Below are 16,459 nucleotides of genomic sequence, written 5' to 3'. Positions count from 1 at the left end.
GAGCCGGCTGAGAAACCCCGAGGGCCTCTCAGGGATTCTCCGGATCCGCTGAGGTGCGGCCGGTTCCTAGGCTGAGCCCGTGACCATCATCGCGACTCAGGCGCTGACGAAGACGTACGGCGGCAAGGTGACGGCGTTGTCCGACCTGACCGTCGAGGTCGACGCGGGCGTCATCGGGCTCGTCGGGGCCAACGGCGCCGGCAAGAGCACCTTTATCAAGATCATGCTGGGGCTTCTGGCGCCCTCCTCCGGCTCGGTACGCGTCTTCGGGCTCGACCCGGTGACCGAGACCGACCAGGTGCGGTCGCGGGTCGGCTACATGCCGGAGAACGACAGCCTTCCGCCCGACGTGTCCGCGTCCGAGTTCGTGACCCATATGGGCCGGCTCAGCGGGCTGCCCAAGACCGCCGCCCGCGAGCGCGCCTCCGAGGCGTTGCGGCACGTCGGCCTCTACGAGGAGCGCTACCGGCAGATCGGCGGCTACTCGACCGGCATGAAGCAGCGGGTCAAGCTGGCCCAGGCCCTCGTGCACGACCCCGACCTGCTGCTGCTGGACGAGCCGACCAACGGCCTCGACCCGGCCGGCCGCGACGCGATGCTGACCCTGGTCCACCGGATCGGCAACGAGTTCGGCATCTCGGTGGTGGTCTGCTCGCACCTGCTCGGCGAGGTCGAGCGCATCTGCGACTCGCTCATCGCCATCGACGGTGGACGGCTGCTGCGCGCGGACCGCATCTCCGCCATGACCGCGGCCTCCGACGTGCTCGCGGTCGAGGTCAGCGAGGGCACCGACGAGCTCGCGGCGATGCTGCGCGACCTCGGGTTCGAGGTGACCCCGGAGGGCCGGCTGCTGCTGGTGCCGCTCGGGTCGGACAGCGCGTACGACCAGATCCTGCGGGCCGTGGCCGAGCTCGACCTTCCGCTGCACCGCCTCGACCAGCGACGTCACCGGGTGGCGGAGCTCTTCACCGCGAAGGAGACGGCCGATGTCTGAGGCCGGCGTCATCCATGACATCGGATACCAGCGGTACGAGGGGCCGCGGCTGGGCCGGGGCGCCGTGCTCGGCGCGCTCTACGTGCACGGGCTGCGGGCCGCGTTCGGCTTCGGCCGCTCGGCCAAATCCAAGATCTTCCCGTGGGGCGTGGCCGGCATCATCCTGCTCGTCGCGGTGATCAACGCGGGCGTCCGCTCGCAGACCGGCACCTGGTTGTTCGACTACTTCCAGATCGACAACAACATGAGCCTGCTGGTCATCTTCTTCGCCGCGATCGTGGCGCCCGAGCTGGTCTCCCGCGACCTGCGGGCCGGCGTGCTGCCGCTCTACTTCAGCCGTCCGCTGCGGGCGGCCGATTATGTGACGGCCAAGGTGGCGGCGCTGGTCACGGCGTTGTGGCTGCTTCTCGGCGTACCTCAATTCATCATGTTCTTGACCGGGGCTTTCACCTCCAAGACCGGGATGAAGGGCGTCTGGCACGAGCTCGGCCTGCTGATCCCCGGGTGGGGCTACTCGCTGCTGTGGGCGCTGGTCTTCGCGAGCATCAGCCTGCTGATCGCCTCGTTCACCGGAAAGCGCGCGTTCGCGGCCGGTGGCATCGTGGCCTTCGTCCTGATGACGGTGCCGGTGGTCGGCGTGCTCAGCCTGCTGCCGTCCCAGACCGCCCACCACCTGGCCGGCCTGGCCAGCCCGATCTCGCTGATCAACGGCATCGAGTTCTGGCTGCGCGACGTGCAGGACCCGGGGCTGGACATCGGCGACCTCGGCCCGATCTACGGCATCGAGGCGGTCTGTCTGATCGCCGTCTGCCTGCTGCTGTTGCTGGCCCGCTACCGGAAGGTGGCCTCGCTGTGAGCGACGTCGAACTGCAGAACGTCTCCCGCTGGTACGGCAACGTCGTCGCCGTCAACGACATCAGCATGACCCTGAAGCCCGGGGTGACCGGCCTGCTCGGTCCGAACGGCGCCGGCAAGACCACGGTGCTGCACATGATGGCCGGCTTCCTGTCGCCCTCGCGCGGCACGGTGACCATCGACGGCAAGCCGACCTGGCGCAACCCGTCGATCTACCGCGAGCTCGGCCTGGTCGCCGAGCGCGAGGCGGTGCACGGCTTCCTCACCGCCCGCCAGTTCGTCGAGGCCTGCGCCAAGATGCAGAAGCTGCCCGACCCGGCGGCGGCCGCGGCCCGGGCGCTCACGCTGGTCGAGATGACCGACGCCCAGGACCGCCGGATCGAGACCTTCTCCAAGGGCATGCGCCAGCGCACCCGGGTGGCGGCCGCGCTGGTGCACGAGCCGCGGGTGCTGCTGCTGGACGAGCCGTTCAACGGCATGGACCCGCGGCAGCGCATGCACATGATGGACCTGCTGCACTCGCTCGGCGACCGTGGGCACACCATCCTGTTCAGCTCGCACATCCTGGAAGAGGTCGAGCAGCTTTCCGGCCTGGTCCAGGTGATCGTGGCCGGGCGGCTCGCGGCCTCCGGCGACTACCGGCGCATCCGCCGGCTGATGACCAACCGGCCGCACGTCTTCGCCGTGCAGAGCTCCGACGACCGCAAGCTCGCGGTCGCCCTGATCGGCGAGAAGTCGGTGAGCGGCGTCGAGATCGAGGCGGGCGGCCTGACCGTGCGCGCCTCCGACTACGGCAGCTTCACCCGCGCGCTGCCGCGCATCGCCCTCGGCGAGGGCATCCGGCTGCGGCGCCTGCTGCCGTCCGACGAGTCGCTGGAGAGCGTCTTCTCCTACCTGCTGGAGGCATGATGTCCACGGTCGCCTACATCACCGCCCGCGGCCTCTTCGGCCGCCGCCGGGTGCTCCTGCTGCTGCCGCTGCCGGTGCTGCTGATCGGGCTCGCACTGCTGTGCCGGGCCAGCGACGTCGACCCCACCCAGTGGGGCCAGGCCGTCGTGGTCGGCCTCGGCCTGGCCGTGGTCCTGCCCGTGACCAGCCTGATCGTCGGCACCGGCGTGCTCGGCTCCGAGGTCGACGACGGCACGATCGTGCACATCCTGACCAAGCCGCTGGCCCGCCGCGACATCATCCTGGCCAAGTTCCTGGTGGCCGCCGGCGTCTCGGCGGTCGGCGCGGCCGTCCCGCTGTTCGTCGTCGGCGTCCTGGCCGCCGACGCGCGGTTCGGCCTGGCCCTGGCCGTGGCCGCGGTGATCGGTGCCCTCGCCTACACCGCGCTGTTCCTGCTGCTGAGCCTGGTGACCCGCCGCCCGGTGCTGCTGGGCCTGGTCTACATCCTGGTGTGGGAGGGCTTGCTGGGCCGCTTCGTGAGCGGCACGCGCGTGCTGTCCATCGAGCAGTACGTCATCACGATCGCCGACAAGATCACCCCGACGGACATGCTGCCGGGCAAGGTCTCCCTGCCGGTGGCCATCGTGATGAGCGCGATCTTCGCCGTCGGCGGCCTGGTCTACGCGATAAACCGCCTGGGTTCGTTCAGCGTGGCCGGCGAGACCAGCTGATTGCTCGCGCGGAGCTGGCCGGGGTGGGCGCTGATGGGGGTCGCGCCCGCCCCGGCTTTTTCTCGCCTCACGACCGCCCGGCCGTCAGACTCGCGGCCGGGCGACCATCGCACTGGCGACCGCCCGGCCATCACACTCGCGGCCGGGCGACCATCGCAATCCCGGCCAGGCAAACAGCCGTCGCGCTGCACAGCTCACCCACCGCCGCGACAGCACCCAACGCCGCGCGATTCATCCGGCGGCCGTGAGTGCTCGCCGCCGCCGGCTTGTTCAGCGCCGCTCCCCCGATCTTGTAGAGAATGTGCGCGCTGGGCGCCCGAAGTCTTCATTGCTGGAGCAGGGCGCTCGACATCGGCGGCCATACTGCCGGATTAAACGGATTTGTCCGGCGCGGGTTGCCGAATGCTGGACAGGGGGTCCGCCCACTGGAAGGTCAGCCACCCACTGAGATGGGCGACCACATGGCGGAAGGCGCGACCGCGGAGTGGGACGCACAGACGGCGCCGGCGCAAACGGCGGCGCTGGGCCAAACGGCGGCGCTGGGCCAAACGGCGACGGGAGCTTGCGGGCCGGCGGGCGCTGATTCGACGCGGTCTCGACCGAGGGCTACGGGTTACCGTTCTCCAGGTAGCGCGTCTCACCCGGGACCGCGGCCCGCAAGCGCTTGGAAAGGCGGGAGCTGGTGTAGTCCTCGAGGCGGTCGGGCTCGACGTACGCCCACTCCAGGATCTCCCCGTCGGCGAACCGGATCGCGGCCAGCTGGGCGGCGGTCAGGGCGCCGCCGTCGAAGACGAACAGGAGCTTGTCGCCCTGGGTCGGGTGCGGCGCCCAGTCGACGACCAGGGCCGGGCCCGGCGTGATGGTCAGGCCCAGCTCCTCGGCCACCTCGCGGGCGCACGCCTCGGACGGGGTCTCGCCCTCTTCTACCATCCCGCCGGGGATGTCCCACTCCGGCTTGTAGTGCGGGCGCACCAGCATGATGCGGTTGCCCTCGTCGCGGAAGAGGGCACCGGCGGCCACCAGCAACGGCATGCGCCCAGCCTAGGTCAGGGCGTCACGGCCACCTGGAAGATCGGCAACCGGCCGAGCTTTCGATAAGCCTGCAGCGCCGCGGGCGTACTGTCCACCGAGGAGTCCTGGCCCTTCTGGTTGTGCGGCGTCTCGAACTGCACCATGGCCCGGATCTTCGGGAACCGCCGGATCTCGGCGCCCAGGTCGCGGTAGAAGTCCACTTTGTACGCGGTGTTGCGCTTAGAGGTCCAGACGCCCCACTCGGCGATCATCAGCGGCTTGCCGGGGTGGCGGGTGCACGCCCAGGTGTAGAAGCCGGGCCAGCTGCGCTTGCCCTCGATGCGGCGGTTGAAGACCTCGGCGAAGTCGCCGTGGCCGTAGCCGGGGTCGCTGTACGCGTACGTGTCGAAGCCGATCCAGTCGACCACGTCGTCGCCCGGATACATGTCGTTGAACCAGCTCTGCGTGGCGTGCGGCACGTACGCCATGTGCACCAGCACCGTGACCATGTTGCCGACGCCGCGGGCCCGCAGCCGCTTGACCACGTGCCGGTACATCGCCGCGTAGTCGCGGGCCGTGTAGCCGGACCCGGCTTTCGGCCGCACGTCGTTCTCGCCCTCGTGGTGCACCGCGAAGAAGAACTGCTCCGGGAACGTCTTCTTGATGTGCACGGCCAGCCGGTCGAGGAACGCGTCGGTGCGCTTGTCGCCCTTGGCGATCGCGGCCCAGGACGCCGACTCCGGCTTCCAGTTGAGGAACAGGATGCGGTGCCGCCCGGGCTGGTGGGCGATCGCGATCTCCTGCTCGGTGGGGAACAGCTGCCGGATGCCCCCGTGGTACGCGTGGTAGATCGCCTGCGTACGCCCGGTCTTGCGCTCGAACTCGGCGAGCGCCGACGCGCCGCGGCTCTCGGTGTGCGCGCCCGGCGCCACGCCCCAGAGCACGTTGCAGGTCGGGATGAGCTTGCGCCCGGTGCGGCACGCGCCCCGGCGTGGCGCGGCGGCGGCAGCGGGAAGCGCGATAGCCGGGGAGATGTCGGTATAAGCGGCCGGGGCCGGGGCGAGAGCAGAGGAGGCGGGCCCGGCCGAGGAAGGAGCGGCGGAGGAGGAAGCGGCAGAGGAGGAGGAGGAGGGAGCGGCGGCGGGCGGCGGCTCGACCCAGCGCGGCCCGCCGAGGGCCGGATGGGAGGGCGAGCCGATCAGCGGCAGCGACACGGTCGGGTCACCGGGAAGACCGATCTCCTCGACCCCGCCGGTCCACGCCCAGGCGAGCGTGGTGACGACGGAGAGCACGAAGGCCGTGGGTACGGCCGCGAGGTGTACAAGCCGCAAGCGGCGCGGGCGTCGACTCACGAGGAGCCAGTATTGTGACGAAGATCCGTTTTGTCCATTACCTGACGCGGAAAAAGCCGACAAATCGGCGTTGCGGATACCCGTCTTCACCCGGATCGCCGGGGCTGACAAACTGTCCCCTAATCGGCCGCAGGGGGATGCAGAGGTGAATGGTTCGGTGCTTCCCGAGGACGTCTTGCGCGACGCGCCGTCGTACACGCCGCATCCGCACGAGCTCGCGGATCTCGAACTTCTGCTGTCCGGCGCCTATGCCCCGCTGACCGGGTTCCTCGGCCGCACCGATCTGAACGCGTTGCGCCGCCGGGGTCAGCTCGCCGACGGCACCCCGTGGCCGGTGCCGGTCACCCTCGAGGTGCCGGCCGAGCTGGCCAGTGACCTGATCCTCGAGGACCCGCTGCACCGCACGGTCATCCTCACCGACCCCGAGGGCGCGCCGGTCGCGGCGCTCGAGGTCACCGACACCTGGCCGACCGGCGAGCGCACGTACGGCGTGGGCGGCACCGTGCGGCGGATGGGCGACGGCGGGCACGGGCCGTTCCAGCGTCTGCGGCGCACCCCGGCCGAGGTCAAGGCCCTGCTTCCGCCCGGCCGCGTGCTCGGTGTGATCGCCGACCGCCCGCTGCACCGGCCGCAGCTCGCGCAGATCGCGCACGCGGCCCGCACGCTCGCCGCGCACCTGCTGATCCTCATCCCGGTCAGCGGGCCCGGCCCCGACGGCCTGCCGCCCGAGGCGCTGGTCCGGGCGGTCTTCTCGGCCCGCGACCGGATGCCCCCGGCCACCATCGTCGCCGTCCCGCTGCTCAACCGCGGCGACGAGATGCGGGATGCCATGCTGCGGGCGCGGGTGGCCACGGCGTACGGCGTCACGCATGTGCTCTCCACCGGCGAGATGCTCTCCGGCGGCGGCCTGCGGGTGCTGGTGCCGCGCGAGCTCGCCTACGACAACCGCGACGGCCAATGGCGCTGGCGCGACGACATCCCGCCGCGCAACCGCCGGCTCGCGATGACGTCGGCCGAGATCAACGACGTCCTCGACCGGGGTTTCCCGCTGCCCGAGTGGCACACCCCACCCGCGGTGGCGAAGGAGCTGGTCCGGGCCCGTCCGCCGCGCCGGCACCGGGGTCTGGTCGTGTTCTTCACCGGCTTCTCCGGCTCGGGCAAGTCGACGATCGCCCGCGGCCTGGCCGACTCCCTGCGCGAGTCCGGCGAGCGCACGATCACCCTGCTCGACGGCGATGTGGTGCGGCGCGAGCTCTCCGCGGGGCTGGGCTTCTCCAAGGCCGACCGCGACCGCAACGTACGCCGGATCGGCTGGGTGGCGGCCGAGGTGGGCCGGCATCGGGGCATGGCCGTGGCGTGCCCGATCGCGCCCTACGAGTCGGCCCGGGCCGCCGTGCGCGCGATGGCGCAGGACGCCGGGGCGGGCTTCGTGCTGGTCCACGTCAACACCCCGCTCGAGGTCTGTGAGCAGCGCGACCGCAAGGGCCTCTACGCCCGGGCGCGGGCCGGTCAGCTGCGCGGCATGACCGGCATCGACGACCCGTACGAGGAGCCGGCCGACGCCGAGCTGACGATCGACACCACCACCATCACGGTGCCGGAGGCGGTCGAGCTCGTGCTGGCGTACCTGGTGGAGAACGGCTGGGTGGAGCCGAAACTGACCTGACCCCATCACGTCGGCGGGAGTGAGACGTTTACCCCCTGGGGACAAAACGCCCGATCTCACTCCACCCCCGGAAGGGCCGCCGAAACCGATGGAAGCCTCTCGCCCCGCGGATGTCTCGCACTATCTCGGCATCTTCCGCCGCCACTGGTGGATCGCGCTGATCGCGACGGGCGCGGGTCTGGGTGCGGGCGCGGCGCTGACCAGCACGATGCCCAAGGTGTACGAGTCGTCGACCGCGGTCCTGGTGCAGGCTCTCGACCAGGACACGAACGCGCAGGGCGGCCGCACCAAGGGCACGGTGAACCTCGACACCGAGGCGCAGCTGGTCGGCTCCGGCGCGGTCGCGGCCAAGGCGGCCACCCTGCTGCGGACCCCGCGCTCCCCGATCGACCTCGCCAAGGACGTCTCGGTCGAGGTGCCGGCGAACACGACCGTCCTGGTCATCACGTTCCAGGGCGGCTCGCCGCAGGAGGCGCAGTCCGGTTCGCACGCGTTCGCCGAGGCGTACCTGCGCAATCGCGAGGAGACCGCGCAGAGCGGCCTGGACCAGCAGATCAAGACGCTGACCACCAAGATCAAGCAGCTCACCACGACGCTGACCGGGATCAACGCCCGGCTGGCCCGCGCGGTCAAGGGCAGCCCGGACGAGAGCAACCTGCAGAGCCTGCGCAACAACTCGCAGAACCAGCTCAACGGGCTCACCGGCCGGCTCAACGAGCTGACCACGACCACGGTCGGTGCCGGCAGCATCATCAGCGACGCGCGCCTGCCCGACACCCCGACCAGCCCCAACGCCATGATCAATGTGGCCACCGGCGGCATGATCGGCCTGCTCCTGGGTGTGGCGCTGGCCTTCGCCCGGGAACGGTTCGACCGGCGCCTGCGCTCGGCCGCCGACGTGCGCGACCGCGGGCGGATCAACGTGCTGGCGGCCCTCGACGAGCGCACCACGCCGCATTTCGATGACGTGCTTCAGCCGTACGGCGCGGGCGGTCGCGTCTTCAACCGGCTGCGCAACGAGATCCTCGCGACGCTCCGCCCCAGCGACCAGGTGATCGTGGTGACCGGCGCGAGCCGCGGTTCGGCCGCGACCCTGGTGGCCGCCAACCTGGCCGCCGCGCTCGCCCGCACCGGCAGCGACGTGGTGCTGATCGGCGCCCACCTGCCGGACAGCGTCATCGACGCCGCGCCGCTGGCCCGCATGCTCGGCGTGTCGGCCGTACCCGGCCTCTCCGACCTGCTGGCCGGGCGGGTCGGCCTGGCCCGCGCGCTGCAGCGCACCCCGCGCATCCCGTCGCTGCGGGTGATCACCACCGGCGGCGCCGCGACCGCGGCCGGCCTCATGCAGTCGCAGCGGCTCAAGGACACCCTCGAGGCGCTGCGCCGCCAGGGCGGCTACATCGTCATCGAGGCCCCGTCGACCAGCAGCAGCGCCGACGCGCAGAGCCTGGCCAGCCTGGCCGACGCCGCCCTGCTCGCGGTCGAGCTGCGCAAGTCGCGCCGCCCGGCCCTGCTCGACGCGGCCGAGCAGCTCCAGCGCGTCGGCACCCCGCTGCTCGGCGCCGTGGTGCTGCCGCGGCTCTCGCACCTGCGCGCGGCCGAGGCGGCCGGGCCCGCGGTCACGCTGTCGCCGGCCAAGGACCGGGCGCCGATCGCGGCGCTCGACGGGCCGGTCGTGGACAACGACATGACCCAGCCGATGCGCTTCCCGACCAACACCATGTCGGCGAGCGAGAAGGCGGCCAAGGCGAAGGCAGCCGCCACCGCCGCCGCGTCCGAGAAGACCTCCGAGAAGCCGCAGGTGCGACCCCGCAGCGCGGGCTCGGCCGACGAGATCACCGCCGTGATCGACATGTCCGGGCTGGCCAAGGACGGCGACGGGAAGTGACGCCGGCGGCTCCGGCCATCGCGGAGACCGGACGGACGGGCGGCCCGGCACACGGAGAGCGCAAGACCACGACCCTGCCGGCCTGGCCGGTGGCGAGCATCCTCGCGCTCTATCCGCTGTGGTGGGCGCTCGGTCTCGGCGTGCTGATCTTCGCGGTGATGGCCGTACCCATGCTGTTCCTGCTGCTGCGCCGGCGCGCGGCCGGCCGCGTGCTGCGGCTGCCGCCCGGCTTCGGCTGGTGGGCCCTCTTCCTGGTGGCGGTGGTGGTCAGCATCGGCGCGCTCGGCGCCGACCCGGCCGGCACGATCGCCGAGCACGGCACCGGCCGGCTTCCGGCGGTCACCTACAAGCTGGTCATGTACCTGGCGCTGACCGTGCTGATGCTCTACGCCGGCAACCTGACCGAGGCCGAGCTGCCGAAGAGGCGGCTGGTGAAGTACCTCGGCTGGCTGTTCGTGGTGACCGTGGCCGGCGGCGTGCTCGGCATGGTGGCCGGGAACTTCCAGTTCACCTCGCCGGTCGAGATGCTGCTGCCGCACTCGGTCCGGAACAAGGGCTTCGTGCAGTCGCTGGTGCACCCGTACGCCGCCCAGATCATGGACATCGTCGGCGGCGACAAGCCGCGCCCGGCCGCGCCCTGGGGCTACACGAACACCTGGGGCAACAACTTCTGCCTGCTGGCCGGCTGGCTCGTCGTGGCGGCCTGGCAGAGTCCGAAGCGATCGGTCCGGTTCTGGGCGGTCGTCTGCCTGCTGGTCTCGATCGCCCCGGCGGTGTTCTCGCTCAACCGCGGCCTGTGGATCGGCGCCGGCCTGCTCGTCGTCTACGTGGCCGCCCGGTACGTGCTGGCCGGCAAACTGTGGATCATCGGCGCGGTGACCGTGGTGGCGGCGCTGGTCGGCATCGCGCTGATCGCCACCCCGCTCGGCGGCGTGGTCAGCGCCCGGCTCGACAACGGCAAGTCCAACGGCGTGCGCTCGTTCCTGGTCGACCGCGCGCTCGAGGGGTTCGCCGGCTCGCCGGTCATCGGGTACGGCGGCACCCGCAACACCGCCGGCGGCCGCAATTCGATCACCGTGGGCGAGAGCGCCGGCTGCGAGCGCTGCGGCAACTTCACCGTCGGCGGCAACGGTCAGCTGTGGCAACTGCTCTACGCGCACGGCGCGGTGGGCACCGCGGGCTACCTCGGCTTCTTCGGGTACGCGCTGTGGCGGTTCCGCCGCGACCGAAGCGCGATCGGGGTGGCCGCCAGCGCGGCGATCGTCACCTCGTTCTCGGCGATGCTCTGGTACAACTCGCTGGTCACCCCTCTGGCCTTCATGGTTCTGGCCGTTGCGCTGCTCTGGCGCAACTCGTACGAGGGGAAAGAAACGTGAGTCCCGTGAAGACCGCGCCGGCCGAGCTGACCGCCGGCGACGCGGCGCTGCGCACGAAGTACCTGACCGAGGTGCTCGACCTCCTCTACCCGTGGCCGTGCCGCACCGACGGCTCGCCCGGCACCCCGATCGCCGAGTACCTGGTCGTCCCCGACGCCCGCCGGCCCCGCCTGCTGGTCCCGGCCGAGTCGCGCAAGGTGGCCGCGGCCGCCGTCCGCCGGTACGCCGAGCCGCAGTCCCGGGCGGCCAAGCTCAAACGGGGCGCCGTGGTGGCCGCCGTCCGCACCGGGGCGTCGGCCGTGCTGCTGCGCGACCGGGTGCGCGTCACCGGGCCGTACTCGTCGAGCATCGACGGCTACCTGAGCGAACGGCTCGGCCGGGAGCTGTCGGTGAGCGTGCACATCGGACCGGCCCGGGCCAACCGCAAGCCGGTGCTCCAGCTGATCGGGCCCGAGGGCGACACGTTCGGCTTCGGCAAGCTCGCCACCGGCCCGCTGACCCAGACCCTGGTGCGGGCCGAGACGGCGGCGCTGACCGCGCTGGCCAGCAGCGGGCTGACCAAGCTGACCGTGCCGCGGGTGCTGCACGCCGGCGAATGGCGCGGGCTGCCGGTGCTGATCCAGTCGGCGCTGCCGGTCTGGCTGCCCCGGGCCCCGTTGACCCCGCGCCGGCTGGTCGCGGCCATGCTCGACATCGCCGGCTGTTGCGGCTTCACGACCGCGGCGCTGGCGAGCAGCCCGTACTGGCACGAGCTGCGGGCCCGGATCGCCGCGGTGAGCGACCGGCCCGAGTGCGCCGGGCTCGGCCCGGCGGCCGAGCTGCTGGTCAAGCACGTCGGCGACGCCACCTTCCGGTTCGGGGCGTGGCACGGCGACTGGGCGCCCTGGAACATGGCGAACCTCGCCGACGCGCTGCTGGTCTGGGACTGGGAGCGATTCGCCACCGGCGTGCCGATCGGCTTCGACGCCGTGCACCACGAGCTGCAGCGCCGCATCCAGACGACCGGGGACGCCCGGGACGCGGTCGAGCAGACCGTGCGGCGCTCGGGCGAGCTGCTGGCGCCGTTCGGGGTGCCGCCGGCCGAGCGCGAGGCGACCGCGCTGCTCTACCTGGTGGACCTTGCCGTCCGCTACCTGACCGACCGTCAGGCCGAGGCCGGCGCCCGCCTCGGCGTGCTCGGCACCTGGCTGCTGCCGGTGCTCATCCGCCGCGTCGAGGAGCTGTGACGATGATGGACGTACGCAACCTGCCCCCGTCGATGAAGCGGGTGGTGCATCTGGGCTCCCGCTCGTACGGCCGCCTGACCGCGCCGGCCCGGATGACACCGGCCTTCCTGATCTGCGGCGGCCAGCGCTGCGGCACGACCTCGATGTACCGGGCCCTGGCCGCCCATCCGGTCGTGCTCAAGGCCGTGCTGCACAAGGGCGTGCACTACTTCGACACCCAGTACGACCGGGGACTCGCCTGGTACAAGGCGCACTTCCCGCTGACCCGCACCGCCGACAAGGTGACCGACCGCTACGGGGTGCCGGCGCAGACCTTCGAGTCGAGCCCGTACTACATGTACCACCCGCAGGCGGCGGCCCGGATCGCCCAGGACCTGCCCGGCACCCGCCTGCTGGTCCTCGTCCGCGACCCGGTCGAGCGGGCGTACTCGCAGCACCACCACGAGGTGGCCCGCGGCTTCGAGACCGAGCGGGACTTCGGGGCGGCGCTCGCGCTGGAGGCGGCCCGGCTGCACCGGCAGGAGGAGCGGCTGGCCGAGGACCCGTCGTTCTACAGCTTCGCCCATCAGCACCATGCCTACCGGGCCCGCGGCGAGTACGCGCGCTACCTGAGCGTGATGGCGCAGCACGTGGGCCGGGAGCGGATCCACGTGGTGGAGAGCGAGCGCTTCTTCACCGAGCCCGAGGACGTCTACGACGAGGTCTGCGAGTTCCTGGGCCTGCCGACCTATCTCGAGCGGCCGCCGTTCGAGCGGCACAACGCCCGCCCGCGTCAGTCCGACATGGACCCGGGCCTGCGCCAGGAGCTCACCAATTACTACCTGCCGCACGACGACGCGCTGGCCCGCTGGCTGGGCCGGATGCCGATCTGGCGCCGCACATGACCGATGTCCTGGAGAAGTCGGCCAACCAGGCGGTGGCCCGGGGCGGCCTCGCCAACATGGCCGGGTCGGCGCTGGCCGGCGGGGCCGGGGTGGCGGTCACCTGGATCGTCGCCCGCTCGCTCGGCACCGAGCAGGCCGGCGCGTTCTTCGCGGCCACCGCGGCGTTCGTGCTCGGCGGCGGCCTGGCCAAGCTCGGCACCCAGACCGGGCTGGTCTACTGGCCGGCCCGGCTGCGTGCCACCGGCCGGGCCGACCTGCTCGGCGCGTGCCTGCGGACCGGGCTGACCCCGGTGATCGTGGTGTCGCTGACCCTGGCCGCCGGCATGTGGCTGGCCGCGCCGGCGATCGCCCGGACCACCGCGCACGAGGCGTCCGGGGTCGTCGGCGCGCACACCGCCGGCCTGCGGGTGCTGGCCGTCTTCCTGCCGCTGCAGGCGCTCACCGACGCGCTGCTCACGGCGACCCGCGGTTACCGGGCGATGCGGCCGACCGTGCTCCTCGACCGGGTTCTCCGCAGCGCGCTGCAGTTGCTGCTGGTGGCCGCGGCCGGGGTCGCGACACTGTGGACGGCCGGGTCGTTGCCCCTGCTGGCCCTCGCGTGGGCCGCGCCTTATCTGCCGGTGACGGTGCTCGCGGCGTACGCGCTCCGGAAGGTCTATCGCGCGGCCAAACCGCCCGGGGTGACCACCCGCCGGGTCGAACGGCGCGGGATGCGCCGCGACTTCTGGCGGTTCACCGGGCCGCGCGCGCTGGCCAGCGTCGCCCAGCTCGCGCTGCAGCGGGTCGACGTGCTGCTGGTGGCCGCGCTCGGAGGTCTCGCGCCGGCCGCCATCTACGCGGTGGCCGGGCGATTCGTGGTGCTCATCCAGTTCGCCAACCAGGGGATCTCGCAGTCGGTGCAGCCGCGGCTGGCCGAGGCCCTCGCGACCGGCGACCGCGACCGCGCCAACGACCTCTACCAGACGGCTACCGGATGGCTGGTGCTGGTCACCTGGCCGATGACCCTGCTCGTGATGCAGCTGGCGCCGGTCTACCTGCGCCTCTTCGGCGACGGCTACGCCACCGGCGCGACCGTCGTCCGGGTGCTGGCCGCGGCGATGCTGGTGGCGACCGGCTGCGGCATGGTCGACATGGTGCTGGCGATGGCCGGCCGCACCTCGTGGAACCTGGTGAACGTGCTGATCGCGCTGGCCGTCACGATCGGCCTCGACGTGCTGCTGATCCCGCGGTTCGGCGCGCTCGGCGCCGCGATCGGGCTGGCCTGCGCGATGGTCGCCAACAACCTGCTTCCCCTGGTCCAGGTCGGCCGCGCGGTCGGCCTGCACCCGTTCGGCCGCGGCACCCGGGCCGCCGCGCTGCTGTCGCTCGCCTGCTTCGGCCTGCTCCCGGCCGTCATCCCCGGTCCCGCCGGGCTCGCCCTCGCCGTACCGGCCTTCCTGGCCGGGATCCGGCTGCTGCGGGCGCCGCTCGCGCTGAACGCGTTCACAAGCATGAGGAGGACCCCATGAGCACGGACTACACCAAGGTGTTCCAGGACGCCGCGGCGGTCGAGAAGTACGAGAACATCACGTACGCGCCGGACAGCTACGCGTCGCAGATCAACCAGCGGCAGCGCGACTATCTGCGCACGCTGGTCCGCCGCGAGTTCGGCCCCCGGGCGCCGGTGCAGCACGACTTCGCCTGCGGCACCGGCCGGGCCATCCGTACGCTGCACGGGCTGGTCCGCGAGGCGCACGGCTACGACACGTCGGCCGAGATGATGGCCAAGGCGGCCGAGGTCGGCTCGCACGCGACCTGGCACCAGGTGGCGCCGGACGGCCCGGTGCCGGAGCCGGTCGAGGCCGGCTTCCCGGCGATCGTGACGATGTTCCGGCTGCTGCTCAATGTCGACGAGGAGATCCGCGACCGGGCGCTGGCGTTCGCGGCCAAGGCGCTGCCCACGCCGGTCTCCGGCGTGCTGGTGGTGGAGAACCACGGCAACGCCGGCTCGCTGCGCCACCTGCGGGCGCGCCGGCACCGCGACGACCGCTGGTTCGCCGAGCTCTCTCACGAGCAGATCGAACGGATGCTGGCCAAGCACGGCTTCGAGGTGGTCGAGCGGCGCGGCTTCTCGATGATCACACCGTCGCTGCACGGGAGCGCGCTGGCCCGGGCGGCCGACGCGGCGATGCGGCGGCTGCCGGGAACGGATGGTTACGCCGTGAACGTCCTCTACACCGCGCGGCGGATCCATGCGTAGGGCGGCGCTCGCGGTTCTGGCCGCGGTTCTCCTGGTAGGCGCGTGTTCTTCGCCCGACGAAAAACCCGCGCCGCCGCCGAAGCCCGATCTGTCGGGTAAGCCGGCCGCGGTGGCGGTGAACGCCGGACCGTTCGCCAGCGGGCCGGTGCGGGCGCCGGAGAAGGGCGCGCTCGTCGGGGCGTGGATCAAGCCGGACGAGCTGACTCACGTGGGCCGGCTCGCGGCGGTCGACAGCCTGGAGAACGACCTCGGCCGGCGGCTCAGCATCATCAACACGTACCGCCGCTTCGAGCAGATGGTCGGCACCCAGTCGGACAAGGAGTTCCTGGCCCAGGGCGCGACCCTGATGGTCAGCTGGGCGACCGGCGACAACCGGTCCATCCTCGACGGCGAGCACGACGAGCTGATCCGCAAGCAGGCCGACGCGATCCGGAAGATCCACCAGCCGGTGCTGCTGCGGATGCGCTGGGAGATGGACCGGCCCAACCTGCGGGCCACCATGTGGTCGGGCGCCGACTACGTGGCGGCCTGGAAGTACGTGCGGGCGATCTTCCGGCAGGAGGGCGCCGACAATGTCTCCTGGGTGTGGTGCCCGACCGCCGAGGGGTTCGCGCGCGGCGACGCGCCCGCCTTCTACCCCGGTGACGACCAGGTCGACTGGACCTGCGTCGACGTCTACGCGGGCGAGACGTTCCGGCCGATCGGGCAGCTCATGGGCCCGTTCCTGCAGTGGGCCGCGGCGCATCCCAAGCCCATCGTGATCGGCGAGTTCGGGGTGGCCAAGGCGTGGGGCTCGGCCGGGCGCGCGGCGTGGCTCAAGGACGCTTCCCGCACGTTCAAGGCCAATCCGCAGATCAAGGCGGTGGCCTACTTCGAGAGCGATCCCGAGGGCAACGGGCCGACCAAGCAGTTCCAGCTCACCGGGGACAAGAAGGCCTTCGGCGCCTTCCACGCGATGGCGCGCGACCCGTACTTCAATCCTTGATCTTCTCGAGGAACTCGAGCCGGTTGCCGTGCGCGTCCGGCGCGTAGATCCGCCGGTGACCCGGGAAATGGGGATCCCACTCGACCGGGTGACCGGCGGACTCGAGCCGTTCCACCAACCGATCAAGATCATCCACGAGTACGCCGGGGTGCGCCTTCTTCTCGGCGGCGAAGTCCGGGACGGGGCTGATGTGGATCTCCCAGCCCCCGCCCCGGAACCAGCACCCGCCCCGGGCCGCCAGCACCGGCGGCTTCTCGAGCTCGGTCATGCCCAGCACGCCGGCGTAGAAGGCGCGGGCCGCCTCCTCCCCGCCGGGCGGGCACAGCAGTTGCACGTGATGTAGGTCCACGAAGGTCATGGGCTT

At 71.9% G+C, this 16,459-nt stretch carries 15 protein-coding genes; 12 read left to right on the top strand and 3 right to left on the bottom strand.

Annotated features, from left to right (window positions below; translation table 11 throughout):
* The first annotated feature begins 79 nt into the window (after positions 1-79).
* The 4 genes from ACQP2F_RS04450 to ACQP2F_RS04435 are packed head-to-tail and all read left to right on the top strand — an operon-like array spanning position 80 to position 3,468.
* The gene (locus ACQP2F_RS04450) at positions 80-994 is read left to right on the top strand and encodes an ABC transporter ATP-binding protein (protein WP_433300859.1); all 915 of its coding nucleotides are present in this window, start codon (positions 80-82) and stop codon (positions 992-994) included.
* On the top strand, positions 987-1,850 hold the full coding sequence (locus ACQP2F_RS04445; protein WP_433300857.1) for an ABC transporter permease: 864 nt from the start codon (positions 987-989) through the stop codon (positions 1,848-1,850). The genes ACQP2F_RS04450 and ACQP2F_RS04445 overlap by 8 nt, the downstream gene beginning before the upstream one ends.
* Complete coding sequence (locus ACQP2F_RS04440) at positions 1,847-2,758, top strand: ABC transporter ATP-binding protein (protein WP_433300856.1); 912 nt, start codon at positions 1,847-1,849, stop codon at positions 2,756-2,758. Before ACQP2F_RS04445 ends, ACQP2F_RS04440 begins: the two co-directional genes overlap by 4 nt.
* Positions 2,758-3,468: an ABC transporter permease gene (locus ACQP2F_RS04435; protein WP_433300853.1), complete on the top strand. Its 711-nt coding sequence runs from the start codon at positions 2,758-2,760 to the stop codon at positions 3,466-3,468. The genes ACQP2F_RS04440 and ACQP2F_RS04435 overlap by 1 nt, the downstream gene beginning before the upstream one ends.
* A 606-nt stretch (positions 3,469-4,074) precedes the next feature.
* On the opposite strand, the gene ACQP2F_RS04430 is transcribed toward ACQP2F_RS04435, so the two are convergent.
* Both ACQP2F_RS04430 and ACQP2F_RS04425 read right to left on the bottom strand, forming a co-directional pair.
* Entirely contained in the window at positions 4,075-4,500 is a 426-nt protein-coding gene (locus ACQP2F_RS04430; RefSeq protein WP_433300851.1) for an NUDIX domain-containing protein, read from the bottom strand.
* A 14-nt stretch (positions 4,501-4,514) separates the two neighbouring features.
* Positions 4,515-5,831, bottom strand: a complete 1,317-nt coding sequence (locus ACQP2F_RS04425; RefSeq protein WP_433300849.1) for a glycosyl hydrolase — start codon at positions 5,829-5,831, stop codon at positions 4,515-4,517.
* A gap of 145 nt (positions 5,832-5,976) precedes the next feature.
* Between ACQP2F_RS04425 and cysC the strand changes: the two genes are divergently transcribed.
* From cysC to ACQP2F_RS04385, 8 genes are all read left to right on the top strand, one after another.
* Entirely contained in the window at positions 5,977-7,497 is a 1,521-nt protein-coding gene (gene cysC / locus ACQP2F_RS04420; RefSeq protein ID WP_433300847.1) for an adenylyl-sulfate kinase, read from the top strand.
* Positions 7,498-7,585: 88 nt separating this feature from the next.
* On the top strand, positions 7,586-9,385 hold the full coding sequence (locus ACQP2F_RS04415) for a Wzz/FepE/Etk N-terminal domain-containing protein (protein WP_433300845.1): 1,800 nt from the start codon (positions 7,586-7,588) through the stop codon (positions 9,383-9,385).
* Positions 9,382-10,761: a hypothetical protein gene (locus ACQP2F_RS04410; protein WP_433300843.1), complete on the top strand. Its 1,380-nt coding sequence runs from the start codon at positions 9,382-9,384 to the stop codon at positions 10,759-10,761. Before ACQP2F_RS04415 ends, ACQP2F_RS04410 begins: the two co-directional genes overlap by 4 nt.
* A complete protein-coding gene (locus tag ACQP2F_RS04405) occupies positions 10,758-11,987 on the top strand; it encodes a hypothetical protein (protein ID WP_433300841.1) in 1,230 nt (409 codons plus the stop codon). Before ACQP2F_RS04410 ends, ACQP2F_RS04405 begins: the two co-directional genes overlap by 4 nt.
* A gap of 5 nt (positions 11,988-11,992) precedes the next feature.
* The gene (locus ACQP2F_RS04400) at positions 11,993-12,871 is read left to right on the top strand and encodes a sulfotransferase (RefSeq protein ID WP_433307344.1); all 879 of its coding nucleotides are present in this window, start codon (positions 11,993-11,995) and stop codon (positions 12,869-12,871) included.
* Positions 12,868-14,379 carry a lipopolysaccharide biosynthesis protein gene (locus ACQP2F_RS04395; RefSeq protein ID WP_433300840.1) on the top strand — a complete coding sequence of 504 codons (1,512 nt, stop codon included), beginning with the start codon at positions 12,868-12,870 and terminating at the stop codon, positions 14,377-14,379. Before ACQP2F_RS04400 ends, ACQP2F_RS04395 begins: the two co-directional genes overlap by 4 nt.
* Positions 14,376-15,110, top strand: coding sequence for a methyltransferase domain-containing protein (locus ACQP2F_RS04390; protein WP_433300838.1), 735 nt, complete (start codon positions 14,376-14,378; stop codon positions 15,108-15,110). Before ACQP2F_RS04395 ends, ACQP2F_RS04390 begins: the two co-directional genes overlap by 4 nt.
* On the top strand, positions 15,103-16,095 hold the full coding sequence (locus tag ACQP2F_RS04385; RefSeq protein ID WP_433300836.1) for a glycoside hydrolase family 26 protein: 993 nt from the start codon (positions 15,103-15,105) through the stop codon (positions 16,093-16,095). Before ACQP2F_RS04390 ends, ACQP2F_RS04385 begins: the two co-directional genes overlap by 8 nt.
* Here ACQP2F_RS04385 and ACQP2F_RS04380 read toward each other — a convergent pair.
* Positions 16,085-16,453, bottom strand: a complete 369-nt coding sequence (locus ACQP2F_RS04380) for a VOC family protein (RefSeq protein WP_433300834.1) — start codon at positions 16,451-16,453, stop codon at positions 16,085-16,087. The genes ACQP2F_RS04385 and ACQP2F_RS04380 overlap by 11 nt on opposite strands.
* Positions 16,454-16,459 lie beyond the last annotated feature (6 nt).

The organism is Actinoplanes sp. CA-030573 (genome assembly GCF_050951115.1).
Classification (GTDB): Bacteria; Actinomycetota; Actinomycetes; order Mycobacteriales; family Micromonosporaceae; genus Actinoplanes.
The sequence above is the reverse complement of the archived record's forward strand: the minus strand, read 5'-3'. Positions and strand labels throughout refer to the sequence as shown.